The sequence below is a fragment of the Streptomyces sp. NPDC012835 genome, from assembly GCF_042900885.1.
GTDB lineage: Bacteria > Actinomycetota > Actinomycetes > Streptomycetales > Streptomycetaceae > Streptomyces.
Genome location: NZ_JBIBBW010000001.1, coordinates 192,494 through 208,110, shown reverse-complemented (window position 1 = coordinate 208,110; position 15,617 = coordinate 192,494). Strand labels below are relative to the sequence as shown.

13 protein-coding genes are annotated in these 15,617 nt (G+C 69.5%); 7 read left to right on the top strand and 6 right to left on the bottom strand.

The window, feature by feature from the left end:
* Positions 1 to 31: 31 nt before the first annotated feature.
* The 3 genes from ACFY6S_RS00945 to ACFY6S_RS00935 form a co-directional block, all read right to left on the bottom strand.
* A complete protein-coding gene (locus ACFY6S_RS00945) occupies positions 32 to 1,495 on the bottom strand; it encodes an SLC13 family permease (RefSeq protein WP_388828654.1) in 1,464 nt (487 codons plus the stop codon).
* A gap of 102 nt (positions 1,496 to 1,597) precedes the next feature.
* Positions 1,598 to 2,599, bottom strand: coding sequence for a 4-hydroxythreonine-4-phosphate dehydrogenase PdxA (locus ACFY6S_RS00940; protein ID WP_388828657.1), 1,002 nt, complete (start codon positions 2,597 to 2,599; stop codon positions 1,598 to 1,600).
* Between the two features lie 181 nt (positions 2,600 to 2,780).
* Positions 2,781 to 3,764, bottom strand: coding sequence for a sugar phosphate isomerase/epimerase family protein (locus tag ACFY6S_RS00935; RefSeq protein ID WP_388828660.1), 984 nt, complete (start codon positions 3,762 to 3,764; stop codon positions 2,781 to 2,783).
* 134 nt (positions 3,765 to 3,898) lie between these two features.
* Between ACFY6S_RS00935 and ACFY6S_RS00930 the strand changes: the two genes are divergently transcribed.
* The gene (locus ACFY6S_RS00930; protein ID WP_388828663.1) at positions 3,899 to 4,576 is read left to right on the top strand and encodes a GntR family transcriptional regulator; all 678 of its coding nucleotides are present in this window, start codon (positions 3,899 to 3,901) and stop codon (positions 4,574 to 4,576) included.
* Between the two features lie 436 nt (positions 4,577 to 5,012).
* On the opposite strand, the gene ACFY6S_RS00925 is transcribed toward ACFY6S_RS00930, so the two are convergent.
* The gene (locus tag ACFY6S_RS00925; RefSeq protein WP_388828666.1) at positions 5,013 to 5,618 is read right to left on the bottom strand and encodes a SigE family RNA polymerase sigma factor; all 606 of its coding nucleotides are present in this window, start codon (positions 5,616 to 5,618) and stop codon (positions 5,013 to 5,015) included.
* 577 nt (positions 5,619 to 6,195) lie between these two features.
* On the opposite strand from ACFY6S_RS00925, the gene ACFY6S_RS00920 reads away from it, so the two are divergent.
* Positions 6,196 to 6,945, top strand: coding sequence for an alpha/beta hydrolase family protein (locus tag ACFY6S_RS00920; protein ID WP_388828669.1), 750 nt, complete (start codon positions 6,196 to 6,198; stop codon positions 6,943 to 6,945).
* Between the two features lie 232 nt (positions 6,946 to 7,177).
* Complete coding sequence (locus tag ACFY6S_RS00915; RefSeq protein WP_388828672.1) at positions 7,178 to 8,314, top strand: alpha/beta hydrolase; 1,137 nt, start codon at positions 7,178 to 7,180, stop codon at positions 8,312 to 8,314.
* Positions 8,315 to 8,693: 379 nt separating this feature from the next.
* On the opposite strand, the gene ACFY6S_RS00910 is transcribed toward ACFY6S_RS00915, so the two are convergent.
* Positions 8,694 to 9,089 carry a heme-binding protein gene (locus ACFY6S_RS00910; RefSeq protein ID WP_388828675.1) on the bottom strand — a complete coding sequence of 132 codons (396 nt, stop codon included), beginning with the start codon at positions 9,087 to 9,089 and terminating at the stop codon, positions 8,694 to 8,696.
* Positions 9,090 to 9,663: 574 nt separating this feature from the next.
* Between ACFY6S_RS00910 and ACFY6S_RS00905 the strand changes: the two genes are divergently transcribed.
* Both ACFY6S_RS00905 and ACFY6S_RS00900 read left to right on the top strand, forming a co-directional pair.
* Positions 9,664 to 10,875 (top strand): hypothetical protein, encoded by a 1,212-nt coding sequence (locus ACFY6S_RS00905; RefSeq protein ID WP_388828678.1) that lies wholly within the window; start codon positions 9,664 to 9,666, stop codon positions 10,873 to 10,875.
* A gap of 5 nt (positions 10,876 to 10,880) precedes the next feature.
* Positions 10,881 to 11,945 carry a hypothetical protein gene (locus ACFY6S_RS00900; RefSeq protein WP_388828681.1) on the top strand — a complete coding sequence of 355 codons (1,065 nt, stop codon included), beginning with the start codon at positions 10,881 to 10,883 and terminating at the stop codon, positions 11,943 to 11,945.
* Between the two features lie 213 nt (positions 11,946 to 12,158).
* Here ACFY6S_RS00900 and ACFY6S_RS00895 read toward each other — a convergent pair whose 3' ends face one another.
* Positions 12,159 to 13,610 (bottom strand): amidase, encoded by a 1,452-nt coding sequence (locus ACFY6S_RS00895; RefSeq protein ID WP_388828684.1) that lies wholly within the window; start codon positions 13,608 to 13,610, stop codon positions 12,159 to 12,161.
* Between the two features lie 125 nt (positions 13,611 to 13,735).
* Between ACFY6S_RS00895 and ACFY6S_RS00890 the strand changes: the two genes are divergently transcribed.
* Together ACFY6S_RS00890 and ACFY6S_RS00885 are read left to right on the top strand one after the other, a co-directional pair.
* A complete protein-coding gene (locus ACFY6S_RS00890) occupies positions 13,736 to 14,356 on the top strand; it encodes a TetR/AcrR family transcriptional regulator (RefSeq protein ID WP_388828687.1) in 621 nt (206 codons plus the stop codon).
* A gap of 247 nt (positions 14,357 to 14,603) precedes the next feature.
* The gene (locus tag ACFY6S_RS00885) at positions 14,604 to 15,584 is read left to right on the top strand and encodes a threonine/serine dehydratase (RefSeq protein WP_388828690.1); all 981 of its coding nucleotides are present in this window, start codon (positions 14,604 to 14,606) and stop codon (positions 15,582 to 15,584) included.
* The last annotated feature ends 33 nt before the right edge of the window (positions 15,585 to 15,617 follow it).

Genomic DNA, 15,617 nt, shown 5'->3' with positions numbered 1-15,617 from the left:
AACGTGCGGCTTGCGGAAGGGGGCTGGGCGCTCAGAGCACCTGCACGACGGCGTCCAGCGCCAGGATGCTCACCAGGCCCGTCACCGCCTGGACGGTCACCAGGAGGCTCCAGGTCTTGAGCGTTTCGGGGATGGTGAGCCCGAAGTACTCCTTGAACATCCAGAACGCGCCGTCGCTGACGTGGGAGAAGATCATGGCGCCGGTGCAGGTCGCCAGAACGATCAGCTCCACGGGGGTGCCCGACTGGTGGGCGAGGAGCGGCGCGACGATGCCGGTGGCGGCGGCGACCGCCACGGTGCCCGAGCCCAGCGCGATGCGGAAGATCGCCGCGATCAGCCAGGCGAACAGGACCGGTGAGATGGACCAGTGCTGGGCCGAGTCGGCGATGATGTCGCTCAGCCCGATGGCGGAGAGCATGCCCTTGAGCGCCCCACCGGCTCCGATGATCAGGAGCAGGTTGATGACCGGGGTCAGGCCCTTCTTGGTGTTGGCGAGCAGCGACGGTCCACTCCATCCCAGGCGCAGGCCCAGGGCGTAGTAGGCGTACAACACCGACACCAGCAGGGCGATGACCGGGCTTCCGACGGCGTCGAGGACCGGGCTGTACCAGCCGTGGTCGGGGAGCGCGTCCGGAAGGAGGGTTCCCACGATCATCATGACCGGTGCGACCAGGACCGTGGACAGGCAGGCCGCGAGCGACGGCGCGGTCGTGGAGGTGACGGTGGTGCTTTCCCTGGTGGCCACCGCGGTCCCGCCACCGGTGGTCGGCGCCGGCGCGCCGCCCCCTTCGCCGCCCCCGTCACCGGTCCGGCCGGCGCTCTCGCCCTTGCCGACCTCGCCCAGCGACTGGAGGGCACCGCCGTCGGCTCCGCCTATCCCCCATCGCGCGACCATCCGGGGGAAGAGGATGGCACCCACCACCAGCACCGGGATGCCGACGAGTGAACCGTAGAGGATGGTCACGCCGAGATTGGCGTGGTAGGCGCTGGCCGCCATCACGGAGGCGGGCCCGGGGGGCAGCAGGGCGTGCGAGGTCATCAGGCCGGCCGCCATGGGCAGACCCACGGCCAGCATGTTGACGTTGTAGCGGCGGGCCACCGAGTAGACCAGCGGAACGAGGAGCACGAAGGTGACCTCGAACAGGTTGGGCAGGCCGATGATGACCGCGGCCAGGCCGATGCTGATCGGCATCCAGACCTTCGCGCGGTTGCCCACCAGTACGTCAGCGATGCGGTCGGCGCCGCCCGACTTCAGCAGAAGGCCGCCGAGGACCGTACCGAGCGCGATCACGATGCCGGTGACCGACAGGGTGCTGCCGAAGTTGGACGTGATCGTGTCGACCGTCTTCGTCGGCCCCTGCCCGTTGGCGAGGCCGAGGAGCAGGGTCGAGATCAGCAGACCAAGGAACGGGTGCAGCTTCGCCTTGGCTATGAGGAAGATCAGCAGGAGCACGGCAACGACACCGCTGCCGAGTATGTACAGGGACGAGTGCATCGCCCTCACCTCGTCTTTGAGAATGGGGATGGACCGGCCCCGTCTCCCGGGGCGGTTCGACTCGCTGGTGGGGCGGCACGGCCATCGGCCGTGCCCGCACCGTCAGGCTCGGGAGCGCGCGGCCTGCCGCGACGCCAGTGTCGCGGCCAGTACGAACGCGTTGCGCGCGGAGTTGGTGTTCGCCAGGCCCTTGCCGACGATCTCGAACGCGGTGCCGTGGGCAGGAGTGGTGACCGCGATGGGGAGGCCGCCCTGGACGGTCACCCCGCCGTCGAAGCCCAACAGCTTCATGGCGATCTGCCCCTGGTCGTGGTACATGGTGACGATGCCGTCGAAGGCACCGTCCCGGCCCTTGAGGAAGATCGTGTCGGCGGGGAAGGGGCCCTGGGCCTTGATGCCCGCCCGCTGGGCGGCGGCCACGCCGGGGGCTATCTCGTCGATCTCGTGGCGGCCGAAGAGGCCGTTCTCACCGTTGTGCGGGTTCAGGGCGGCCACACCGATGCGGGGCTCCGCGATACCCGAGTCCCGCAGCATCTCGTCGAACATGGTGATGATCTCGGTCACCCGGTCCGCGGTGACGCGGTCGGCGACCTCGGCCATCGGGATGTGCGAGGTGATACGCGCCGTCCAGAGGTCGGGCAGCACGTTGATCTCCGAGGTCGGGCCGGTGTGGCCGAGCAGCTCGGCGAACCACCGCAGTTCGTCCTCCTTGGTCATCCCCGCTTCGTGCAGTGCCGTCTTGTTCAGCGGCATGAAGCAGATGCCGTCGACCTCGCCGGACTGCGCGAGCGAGACCGCGAACTCCAGGGCGGCGAGCGTCCAGGCCCCCGAGGCCACGTTCACGGCACTGGTCACGGTCGGCAGCGGTCCGGGGCGGCCCGGGTCCACCAGGGCGGGGCGGCCGGTTCCTCGCTGATCGGAGACGTCCAGCTCCACGCTCGCCTGTTCGGCCGCCCGGTCCAGTTCCTCGCGCGAGGCGATCACCAGGACGTCGGCCAGTTCTTCCAGCTCGCCCGAGGCGAGCAGCTTCGCGGCCAGCTCACCGCCGATCCCCGACGGGTCGCCCAGGGTGAGCGCGATGGTGGGGCGGACTGTTGAGGACATGGAGTGCTCCTTGTTCAAACGTACGGACGGGCGGGGCGGGCGGACCGCCGATGGCGCGGGCCACCTCGTCGTCCCCTCGCGGTGGCCGGCGAAGCCCGGCGGAGTGCCGGGCGCCGGACTGCGGCCGGGTGTTGTTCGTGGCCCGGCGGCCGAGGACGTGCGGTGTGTCACAGGGGTACGGTCAGGGCGCGTCGGGGTGGCCGGCACGGGCGTCGACGCCTTGGGTCTGGGCGAGGAGACGGCGCAGGTACTCCCGATTGGTGGCACTGACGCTCAGCCCGTCACCGCCATAGTGCTCCACGCAGAAGGCGCCGCGGAAACCGTGATCGATCGCGTACCGCACGGCTTGGCGGTAGTTGATCACGCCGTACTCCATGGGCGCCGGAAACGTGACGACATGCCCACTCGTGGCATCTTCTGAGCGGAAGTAGTTCTTGACGTGCCAATAGTTGGCATACGGCAGAGTCTTCTCGACCATCGCCTCCGCCCGCTCGACCGGGCGGTGCAGCCGCTGGAGGTTGCCGAGGTCGGGGTTGAGCCCCACCCGGGGGTGGTCAACGTCACGCACGAACCTGACCGCGCTGTCCGCCGTCCCCAGGTAGGTGTCCTCGTACATCTCCAGGGAGACGGCGACCCCTACCTGCTCGGCGTGCTCGGCCAGCTCCCGTATCCGGGCGACGGCGAGGTTCCACACCTCGGGGTCGTCGGGGTCCTTCGCACCGGGGGCGGTCCAGAACCACAGGGCGTCCTTCTGCCGCGCGGTGAGCGCCTGGAAGAAGCCGAAGGACACGATGCCCGCTCCGAGCTCCACGGCCGCGTCGATGACACGGTGGCTGTAGGCCAGATTCTCCGGGCCGTGCACCGGGTCGATGACGCTGCGCCGGGCGGTGGACAGGGCCGGGACGGCGAGTCCCGCCTCCGCGGCGACGGCGGAGAACTCCGCGCGGCGGGCCGGTGACAGGTCGGCCACCCGCAGCCAGGAGTCGGTGGGGTCCACCTCGGTGAACCCCGCTGCCGCGACCTCGCGCAGAGACCGCGCCCAGCCGTCCGGGCTCTGGTCCTGGGTCGATTCACCGCTGGGGGTGGTGCCGGGGAACTGCAGCATCGCCGCCGCGATGGGCCAGTTCTCCGGGGTGAGTGTGCGATCTGGACCAGCCTTGCTCATGAAGGGCTCCGTGCGTGGAAGGAAGTGCGGCCCGCCTGAGCCGGATATAAAATCTTCTATAGAAAATTACTCACGGACTTCATCGTCGTCAATACCTGATTGACTTCTCCGAAACATCGCCCGCGAGGAGAGCCATGCAGACGCCCGAGACTCCGCCCTTCGTCAACGGACGTCAGGTCCTCACCGACGGTGTCCACGAAGCCCTTCTCGCGATGCTCGTCGACGGCACCCTGCAACCCGGCTCCCCGATGCGCACCGAGACCCTCGCCCAGCGGCTCCAGGTGTCCGCGACCCCGGTGCGGGAGGCCCTGGCCCGCCTGGAGTCCACCGGCATGGTGCGCAGAGTGGCCCGGCGCGGATACCGGGTCGCGGAACTGCCCACGCGGGAGGAGCTCGCCCAGCTCGTCGAGTTGCGCATCATCCTCGAACCCGCCAACACCGAACGCGCCTGCCGGCTCGCCGACGCGGAGCTCATCGACGCCCTGGCCGACACCGTCCACGCGCAGCGGCAGGCCCCCACCGGCCCGCACTACGAGAACTTCAAGGAGTTCCTCCAGGCCGACTGGGCCTTCCACAGCCTCATCGCCGCCAACACCGGCAACCCGTTTCTCGAACAGGCGTTCAACTCGTTCAACGGGTACATGCAGCGCTACCGCATGTTCAACGACCATGTCATCAGTGACGCCCAGGAGAGCTCCGCCGAGCACGCGGCCATCCTGGACGCCTTTCGTGACGCGTCACCCGCCGATGCCGCGACGGCCATGCGTCACCATCTGGAGAACCTGCTCACCCGCGTGCGCGGGCAGGACTGAGGAGTCGGCCACCGAGCGACTGACGGGGGCCGCGCGTCGGGGCTCGGCCGTCGACGGACACCCCGCGCGCGACCCGGTCCCCGCCAGAAGACGTGGCCGTGAGCTCACCCTTGCCCCCGGCCCCGGCTGTTCTACGGTGCGACAGGTCTGGGTGCCTCGTCCGGTGGGGGAGAGGCGGGTGAAGACGACGTGCTGCCGCTCGGGCCGGCGGGTGGGGGAGTGTCGGCGGGCACGGACGGGTCGCCCTGCGAGAGGAGCCGGGGCAGCACGAGGAGGACCGCTGCCAAGGCCGCGACCAGAAGGACTGTCGTGGCCTTGCGCAGTCGGGGGCGGATGACCGTCCGTGCGCGGGGCGATGATGGGAAGGCCGGGCCGGGGGCGGTGACTTGGTTGGCCCGGGCGTGCAGTGCGGCGCGAAGGCGGTCCTCGACGGCTGTCATGGCGTCTCCTTCAGTCTTTTGGCCAGAGCCGTGAGTGCTCGACTCGCTGTGGACTTCACCGCGCCCCGGGACAGGCCCAAGGCCGCCGCGATGTCCGCTTCGGACATGTTCGACCAGTACCTGAGAACGAGGACCTCCCGCTGGCGCAGGGTGAGCAGTCTCAGTGCTCGCAGCACTTCCTGGTGTTCTTCCTTGAGGAGGATCTCTTCTTCCGGCGGTGGGGCGGGGAGGATGCGCGGGGGGATGTAGGCGCGCACGGTGCGCCTCCTGCGCAGCACGTCCCTGGCGGTATTGACCACGCTGCGCCGTATGTAGGCTTCGGGGTCGGCGATGTCGCCGGGCATGTCGCCGTGTCGTCGGTAGAAGGCCGCGAACGCTTCCTGGACGACGTCCTCGGCTGTGGGGATGTCGTCGACCAGGAGCACGGCCAGGCGCACGAGGTCGAGCCTGCGGTGGCGGTACAGTCTGTCGATTTCCTCCGACGCCGTGCCGGACAGCCCGCCCTTGAGGTCCGATCTGTCGCGGTCGTGGGAGAGGCGGGCCAGCAGCCATCGCCACCGGCTGCGCGGGACAGCACCTTCACAGGCGGAAACGGCAGCCATCAGCGCCTTTTCCCCGTGGGCGGGACGGTGACGTCCTGACGCCGGGTGTGTCGGCCGTCATCCGGTCCGGAGTGCCGTGGGGACATCGGGCGGATGCCGCCACGGATGGTGTCCCAGCGGGTTGTTTCTGGCATATGCGTCAACCTAGTGCGTGAAGCGAACGGTTCAGGGATCGCAAGGGGGCGCCCTCTACTGGGAAGGACGTGTGGGGCGCCGACAGGTTGCAGTTCACCGCGCGGTGCGGGCGTGCGGCTGTGGCGTGGCCTGTCCGTCTCCCGCTTCCGGAACATTGATCGTCGCGGCCCGCAACCTCGGGCAGGTCCGCACGTCTGTCAAGGCGTAAGGGATGTTCCGATCTGGTGCGGCGTGCTTGTCCGGCATGCGCGGGACACGTCGCCGTCGGATGTGAGACATGAGGAAGACAGTGCTGAAAGTCAGAGTTGCCGCCGCCGTGCTGGTGTGCCTGGGCCTGGTGTCGGGCTGTGCGAGCCCGGCCGGCGGGTCCGGGGACGCCCCGGAAAAGGGTGCTGCGACGTCCACCGCGCCGGTGCCCTCCGGGGCACGGAGCAGTGCTCCGGTGGCACCGCCGGATCACAAGCCGGCCTCGTACGAGCCGGGCTCTCCCGACCGCACGGTGCGCACGGCGCGGGGGTATCTCGTCAACACCTGCGTGCCCGAGGACCTGAGGAGCAAGGCCACGACGCTGACGACCAGCGACGGGGTGCATCTGTCGGCGCTGGTCCTGGGGGACGGGCCCGACGGTGTTCTTCTGGATCACGAACAGGGCTACAGCATCTGCTCGTTCGTCGACATCGGGCGGCAGCTGGCGAAGCGTGGCTATCACGTGGTGATCCCCGAGTACCGCAATCACGGTGCGTCCCAGAAAACGGCCGTCAACGAGCACATCGACCGGGATGCCCGTGCCGGACTGACGGAACTGCGGCGTGTCGGCGCGAAGAGGGTGTTCCTTGCGGGAGCGTCGTGCGGGGGGACGACGGCGGCGGTCGCCGGGGTTGACACGCCCCTGCGGGTGGTGGGCCTGTTGATGATGTCCTCGCCCGCCCGTTGCGGGGGGGACGGCGTGGCGGCGGTGAGGAAGCTGAGCGTTCCGACGCTTCTCGTGGTGTCGCCCGGTGACATGGAGGGGGCGGTGGAGGAGCAGGTCCGTGAGGTCTACGCGGCCTCCGCCGCCGGCAAGAAGGAACTGGTCATCGACAAGAGCGGTTTCCACGGAACGGACATGATCAAGCGGGCAGGTGCTTCGGGGGCCGCGTTGCAGGACCGGGTCATCCAGTTCGTGACGGATTCCTACGCCGCCGCCCACTGAGGACGGTCTTCACCTTCACCCCGGGCAACGGCCACGAGCGGGACCGGACGCTCCCGGCCGGGCCGACCCTGTACTCACCGATGGAGACATGATGAAGCGACACACGCGCACGAGGGCTTCGGCTCGTCTGCTGGGCCTGTCGGCGGCGGTGCTGTCCGCCGCGGCAGCGGCCTTCACGTATACGGAAGCACCCGGTGCCGCGGCACCGAACGAGGCGACGGGACCGAGCACGGTGTCTTCGTCCGTCTCCACCAGGACGGTCCGCTACGACTTGGGCGATGAGGCATGGCGCCTGCCGCAGACCGGTCAACCGGTCGAGCTGACCGGGGTGGTGCACTATCCCGCCGACCTGGGCACGGGGCGGCATCCACTGATTGTGATGCTGCACGGCCTGCACGACACCTGCGCCGACCGGAAGGCGGACGCGGCGCGCACAGCTGCCGAGCGCAACGGTGACGACGCCGGGTACGAAGCTGCCAATGCCAAGCTGTCCGCCTGGCCGTGTGCGTCGGGAACGCCCGCTCTGCCCAGCGAGCGCGGATACGACTACCTGGGCCGCCGGTTGGCCGAGCAGGGCTTTGTCGTGGTCTCGGTCGGCGCCAACGGCGTCAACGCCTCCTCCGTGTGGGGGGATGACAACGCCGCCACGCGGGCGGATCTCATCAACCGGCATCTGCGCATGTGGCAGGAGCTCAGCTCCCGGGGCAAGGGTGAGCTCGCCGGGAAGTTCACCGACCCGACGACCGGAGCGGCACGGCGCGTCGGCTTCGCCCACCACGTGGACATGGGCAACGTGGGGATCATGGGGCATTCCAGGGCAGGGGCCGGGGCCACCTGGCAGGCGGCCGACAGCCATCGGGGGCAGTGGCCCGAGGGTGTCGAGGTCAAGGCGGTGGCGGCTGTGGCGCCCGCCTACAACGTGATGACGGAGAACATGTCCGACTACACGATCACCAAGATCCCGTTCGCCACCTTTCGGGGAACATGCGACGGACAGGTCGGCGGTGAGGCACTCTGGTTCGCGGCCGACGCGGCCAAGGGGAACCGGAGCGGCTTCTACCGGTTCGCGATCCACGGGGCGAACCACAACTACTTCAACACGCAGTGGTCGCCTCGGAGCCGTCAGGTCGCGGCCTCCGACGACGCCATGCCGGTGGAAGGACACCCCGGGCAGTGCACCGACCGTGAGGGTGCGGCGCCGGCCAGGCGGCTGTCCGAGTCGCAGCAGCGTCGTGTCGCCACCACGTACCTCGGTTCCTTCTTCCGCCGCTACCTCCTCGGCGACACCGGGCAGGACCAGGTACTGACAGGGGTGCGGCATCCCGACGCGGCCATCACCGATGTGGACGTCACCGTCGGCACTCCCTGAACGGCAGCCGTCCGCGTAAAGGGTTCTCCGTTCGCACACCGCCGGTCCGCAGGACATGTCCTCGCCTCGTGTACGGGGCGGCGACCACGTGTGTGTCCCCACTCCGGTGCACCCCGCATGTGTGCGACGGGATCGGCTTGTCCCTCGCACACCGGCCGTCGGCCGATTCCGGCGGCCGGCCCTGCACCGTCCTGCGCGGGATCGGATACGCGCTCGCCGAGGCAGTGAGCCGGCGGGGCGGTCCCATCGGCGCCCGGGGAGGCCGGCGGTCCTTCTCCGGGCGCCGGCCCTCCACCCGGCCGCCTTCTGCCGGCAAACCAGCAGGTTTCGCTCCGAGCCGCCACGAAAGCGCAGGTCACGATCTGAAACCGGCACTCACTCAGCCCCGGACCGGTGTGCTCGGGCCGATGTCGTACGCCTTCTGTACGAGGCTCGGGTGGCTGCCGTCGTTGAGCTGTCGGTCCCACAGGGCATCGACCTGCCGGCGGGCCTGCGGCTCCATCTCCTCCCGGTCCCGTATCCGCGGTCGGCTCGTCCGCGAAACCGCGGCTGCGGCCTCGGCCACGGCGGTGTCCTGCTCCCGCGAGCCGCCACCGCTCCCCCCGCCCCCCACCTGTCCGTCGACGGTGAGCGGCACCCCGCCCGCGAAGACCAGCACCCGGCCGAGCCCGGACAGGGCCTTGTTGCCGGGGGAGCCGGTACGGTCCGCCTCTGCGACGCCCGCCTCGATGATCCGGCGGCTATCGCTCAGATCCACGGTGTGTGTGCTGTGCATGAGAGACACGCCAGATCCCCGATCGTCCGCACGCCTGCCGGCACGGCGGCCCCGTTTCCCCACGACACTCCAACGGGGCTCGTAGGGCCACCGGCGTCCCGTGCCCCGGAACACCGCCGTCACCGTGGCAGGGCGTCGGGATCTGCTCTGCAACTCGCCGACCACTAAGTCGGCTTGGCGGGCTCCACCCCTGAGCGCAGCGATGGTCTCATCGCGCTGAACCTCGCCGGGCGTCCGGAGGACCGGCTGCGGGATGAGGGCGTTCCACACGGTGAGCCGTGCGGTTCAGCCGGCCGTTGCCCCGGATACGCGGAGGGCCGCGGCATGCCGCCCGGCGCCGCCCTCGCCGCCGCGAACCGCTCCCGAGCCGGTGCCCTGGGTGTCATGTTCCCCAGCCGCTTTTCAACGCGACAACCCGCCCATTGTACGGGAGCGTCGGAGCAGAGGGGCCGCCGGCTTCAGAATCAACACGTTCTGCTGCAATGAGTCGAATCTCTCTTGGCACAAGGCCCGATGGGCAACCATGCTTGTGCCAGCTCGTCGTCGTACTGGGTGACTCGGGGGAGTGCACACGGTGAATCGCCGCTTGTCCTTGATGCTGGCCGGAGGATGCGCCAACACCCAGGCGCTCGCGTTGTTCGCGGTCCCGCCCGTGATCGTGCTCGTCCCGGGCGGTTACTCCGCGATCGTGGACGATGTCGCCGGGCGTCCCGTCGGCGGGTATCTGCGGTTGTTCGGGCTGGACTTCGACGGTTTCATGGTGAAGGACTACGGGCGGCTCGACGGGTGGGTGCCGCAACTCGTCTTCGTGGTCTTGAACGCGGTGCTGGCATACGCGGCGTTCCGGAGCGCGCCGGGAGTCAGGCCGCGCGTCCGTACGGTTCTGGGCCTGGTCGGTGCCATGCTGCTGGCGGCGGGAGTCGCGGAGCTGCTGGGGGCGGCCCTCGACCCGGAGTGGCAGGGGGCCACGCTGGGCGACAACGAGTGGCTCGGCAGGGCCGTCAGGCACCGCACCGCGTCCGCTGCCGCTCAGTTCGCGCTGTGCACCGCCGTCGTGCCGCTCATCCTCTGGGGCACCGTCTGGCTGCTCCGCAACTGGTCGCCGTTCCGGGCAGTGGTGGGGACAGCGGATGCCGCGGACGCCCCTGGTGACGGTGATGAGCGGGAGCGGCAGTCACCCCCGGCCGCCGCCGCGCCGTACCGACGGCGGAACGTGGTCATCGCGGGGCTGATCCCGGTGGTGCTGCTGGCGGTCGCCGGTGGACTGCTGCTGCGTCACGAAGCCGTGCGGGGCTGGGACCCGTCCTCCACCACGTTCGACCCCGAACTGCTGCGGGTGTACCGGCCTCCGGGCTGGGTGGAGGAGTGGAGCGGTGTTCTCTATCCCGCGCTGCGCATGCGTCCGCTCCGCACGGAGAGCACCGCTAGGTGGGCCGCGACGCTCGGGGTGTGTCTCGTCATGCTCGCCGTACTCGCGTGGGCCCTGCGTGCGCCGGCCCGCCGCGCACTGGCCGCACAGGGGGCCAACAGGCGCCCACTGCACCTGTTCATGGGGTGCTGGTACGCGACGGTGCTCGCGGCCGTGGCCGCCGCGTTCGTGGAGGGCGGGCTCTTGGACCGGTGGGCCCCGCGCCGTACCGGCACAGAGGTCGTCCGCCCCTTCGCTGCTGCCGTCGGCGACGCCGTACGGTTCGGCACGGCCTGGGGATGGGCCACAGGGGCGGCCGTCGTGGTCGCGGTCCTGCTGACCACGCGCGGCGGGCGTCGCGCGGAGAAGGGTGACTGAGCGCCATGCCGAGCAACCGGAACGGTCACAACAGTCCGAACGGACCCAGCACTCCGAACAACCGAACACCGGACCGCACGACGCGGCGGGGCGGGGCGCTCACCCGGCTGAGCGTCCGCAGGAGCGGGCGGACTCCTCCGGGCCGCACTCCTCCTGGACAGGCGTCTTCGGAGCCGGGCGGCGGTTCCCGACTGCGCTACCTGAAAAGCCCCGCCACCTGGCTGGCCGGCATCCTGCTGGCCGTCGCGACCGTGACCTTCCAGGACACACTGAGCGGCGCGGTGAAGGCGATCCTGCCGCTCGACCGGCTGCCGGACCGCCTCTCCCCGCAGAACGCCATCGACGTGGTCGAGGTCAGCGACGTCAAGGGCACCGGCCTGTACCTGGTCCGTGGCGACGTGGACGGCGCCCTCCTCGACGCATTCGGCTCCGGTGAGCGGACGCGGCGGCGGGACGCGGACTTCGTCGACGTAGGACAGGCCGAATGGATGGTCACACTGCAAGGCCGCGCCGCCCAGCAGGTCAGAATCACCGACATCGTCCCGGAGGTGGAAGGCGGTACGTGCGCGGCACCGCTTGCCGGCAACCTCGTGTCCAGTCCCGGGCAGGGTGTCTCGGGCGTCATCTCGCTCACACTGGCCATCGACGAACCGGCACCCACGCTCAAGGTGCCCAAGGACCAGGAGCGGTTCACCGGGAAGAAGCCGGAGGCCGGGCCCGACGAACCGTTTTTCACCGGTCCCGAGGCACACCACATCACACTGGAAAAGAACGAGAGCGAGGCGTTCGTCATCGAGGCGACCGCCGAGCGTGGCTACTGCCGCTGGCGTTACCGCGTCCACTACCAAGTGGGTGGCAGCCCGGCGGAGATGGTGCTCAGCCGACCGGGTGGAAAGCCCTTCGAGCTGACCGGCCGGCTGGCCGGGGCGAATCGCTACCGGTCCGTCTACCACAGCGGTGTGTGTACGGGTACGGGGAAGTGGCTCAAGATCACGGGTGAGGAGTACGCGCGTGCCCTGCGCAGGGACAAGGATGCGCTCTGCCCCGGAGCCGAAGGCCCCACCGGATGACTTCCGTCCCTTCCCTCACCGTTTCCCTCGTCATGCTCGATGTCGAAGCGCAGCCAGCGCACCGCTCCACCTCGGCGCGTTCCGCGCGGACGCACTCCGTGGCACTCTCGGCGAAGCCGACCCGTCGGCGGTGTACCCGAGCGAAGCGAGACACGCGCTCACCTCGACGGTTCGGCCTTCGGGAGCCGGCCTGCACCATGCCAGGAGCGTTCTTCAGCGGCCTGGGTGGTCCCCTGCCCATACCGCGGGAGTTCGGCCTGACCACGGACTCGCCTGTTCGAGTTGTCCGGCGAGGCGGAACAGTCGGCTTTCAAAGCCGTATCCGGCGGCGAACTGCATACCGATCGGGAGCCCCGTCCCGGCGTCGGCCGTCACGGGTACGGACATGGCGGGCGTGCCCGCCACGTTGAACGGCAAGGTGAACGGCGACAGGTCATTGATGCGCTCGATCCAGCCGAGACCGTCCAGTGTCTCCGCACCCTCGGTATGGGTGCCCAGAAGCACGGGAGGCTCCGGCAGCGTCGGCGTGAGGAGGATGTCGTACGCGTCGAAGTACCGCGCCAGGCTTCGGGCCACCCGGTTCCGCATCGTGAGAGCGGTGAGGAACTGCGCGCCGCCGACCCGCTGCCCGTAGTGGTAGCCGGCGAGGGTCGTCGGCTCAAGGGTCGAGGAGTCGACGGGACGGCCGAAGGCGCCGGCCAGCCCGTCGACCAGGGTGGTGAGGTTCACCGTCATGAGCCGGGCGTTGGCCAGGACGAATTCCTCCCAGTCGGCGCCGAGGTCGACCTCAACCTCCTCCACCTGGTGACCGAGGGACTCAAGCAACCGCACGGTGCGGGAGAGGGCGTCGGTCACCGGTGCGGCAGTACGGCGTCCGCCCCACGCCTGGGTGAGGACACCGATCCGCAACGAGCCCGGCTGACGGGTGACTTCCTCCGCGTACGGCCGTGACGGCTGCGGGGCGAAGTAGGGGTCGCCCGATTCCGGGCCGCGTATCTGGTCGAGCAGTACCGCACTGTCGCGTACGGTGCGGCTGACGCTGCCGTGCACGGCCAGGCCGTTGAAGACCTCGTCGACATCGGGCCCCATGGAGACCCGGCCACGGGTGGGCTTGATCCCGAAGAGGCCGTTGTAGGCGGCGGGGATACGGAGCGATCCGGCGGCGTCGGTGCCATGGGCGACCGGGACCACCCCGGCGGCGACAGCGGCGGCGGCGCCTCCACTGGAACCGCCCGCGCTGCGCTCCGGGTCCCACGGGTTGCGGGTCGCGCCGTACAACGCTGATTCCGTCGAGATGCCATAGGCCATCTCCGGTGTCGCGGTGCGCCCGAACGTCACGAGGCCCGCGCGCCGGAAGCGCCGCATCAGCGAGGAGTCGGCGCCGGCGACGTTACCGGCCGCCAGACGGCTTCCCAGCTCCATCCGCCTCCCGGCCATGGCCACCGCGATGTCTTTGATCAGAAAAGGGACGCCGGCCATCGGCGTGCTGCCGGGAACAGGCTCGTCGTCGGTCGGCCAGGTCTCCACGACGGCGTTGATCCGCGGATCGACTGCCTGTACAGCCTCACGTGCGGCTGCCTCCAGTTCGGCGGGGAGCACCTCGCCCTCGGCCACCAGCTCCGCCAGCCCGACCGCGTCAAAGCTCACGTACTCAGAAACTCTCATCTGCCACTCCCGGACCAGAACGATACCGTTGAGCATCGAACGATACCCCACGGTATCGAAAGGGTCAGGCTGGTACCGTAGGGGTGTGAACCCCACCATCGACCGGCCGGAGTGACGGAGCAGCCATGGCATCGACCCTCAGAAGGCCGAGCAGAGTGGCGAAGCTGCCGCCTCGTGAGCGCATTCTCGACGCCGCCGAAGAGCTCTTCCAGAGAGAAGGGATCCGGCAGGTGGCGGTCCAGGCGATCGCCGACAAGGCCGAGACCACCAAAATGGCGATCTACCGGCACTTCGAGACCAAGGACGCGCTGGTCGCGGAGTGGCTGCGGATCGTCGCCGCGGACTATCAGGCGGCCTTCGACCGGGTGGAAACCGAATACCCCGACCAACCCGAGGAGCAGATTCTGGGCCTGGCCCGCTTCATCGCCGAGGGGCTGCCGGCGATCTCGTACAGGGGCTGCCCGTTCATCAACTCCCTCGCCGAGCTGCCCGACCGCCTTCATCCGGCACGGCAGGTGATCGAGGACCACAAGGCCCACCAGACCCGCAGGCTGGTCGGCATGTGCACCGCAGCCCAGATGCCCGACCCCGGACAGGCCGCGGCCGAGATCACTTTCGTACTCGAAGGGGCGCAGGTCAGCACACAGAACGGAAGCATCGATCAGACGGGAGACCGACTGATGAGGATCGTCGAGGGAATCGTGGACCGGCACCGCTCCCACCTCTCGGCGGACACCGGGGTGTGACCGAGGTACGCGCCAAAGGGGCAACGGGATGATCCTGAAGCCCTGAGCGCCCTCCGCCCAGGCCCGCCGGCGCGCAGTCGCCGCACCCCACCTCGTCGCCCTCGTCCGGGCCGGCGCCCGCTTCGAGAACGGTCACCTCATTGAACGCCCCCACGGAACCCGCCGAAGCGTGAACCATCTCAAACAACCTACGGAACCTGACAGTTGCACGACAGAATCAGCGCCGATGGCGCTACGCTGCTGTGCCGTGCAGAGGACGCGTCTCGACACTGCTCGGATCCGGGCGGCTCGCCGGGTAATCGACCCGGTCTTTCTCGACACTCCGCTGTACCGCTGCGAGGCTCTGGAGCCCGCCCTCGGGTGCACGGTGAGCATCAAGCTCGAAACGGCGAACCCGGTCCGCAGCTTCAAGGCCCGCGGCACCGAGGTAATCGCGGGCCTGCTCGCCGACAATGCCTCACGAGCCGCGGTGTGCGCGAGCGCGGGCAACCTCGGCCAAGCCCTCGCGTGGTCCGGCCGCGGTCGGGGGATCGACGTGACCGTTGTGGCATCCCGCTTCGCGACTCGGGCCAAGCTTGATCGCATCCGCGCCTTGGGTGCCGCGCTGGAGCTGGTGGACGGCGACCACGAGGTGGCCCGCGATCGGGCAGCGGCCATCGCACGGTTCGACGGCATCCGGCTGGTCGAAGACAGCCTGGACATCGAGACCTGTGAAGGTGCGGCGACCATCGGGCTGGAACTGGTGGACACCGCACCGCCCTTCGACACTGTCCTGATTGCTCTCGGCGGCGGGGCGCTGGCCACCGGCGTGGGTCATGTGGTGAAGGCGCTGGCACCCGAAGTCGAGGTGATCTGCGTCCAGCCGCTGGGCGCACCGGCGATGACACACTCGTGGCGCAGGCGACGTGTCGTCATCACCGACTCGACCGACACCATCGCTGACGGCGTCGTCGGCCGGCGTCCCATCCCGGCTGTCCTGGACGACCTCCTCCTGGTCGCTGACGATGCCGTCCTGGTCCAGGAGGCGTCGATCATCGCCGGTATGCGGATGCTCCTCGACCACGCCGGCCTCGTCGTCGAACCGTCGGCCGCGCTCGGCATCGCGGCGATCCTCGAAGACCGTGACCGCTTCGCCGGCCGACACGTCGTTACCATCGTGTGCGGCAGCAACGTCGACGTAGACGCCTACCACCAATGGGTCGGCGCGGCTCCCATCCACAGGTCTTGACCGTTGCTCGGCAGCTCACCGGGGAAAACACAT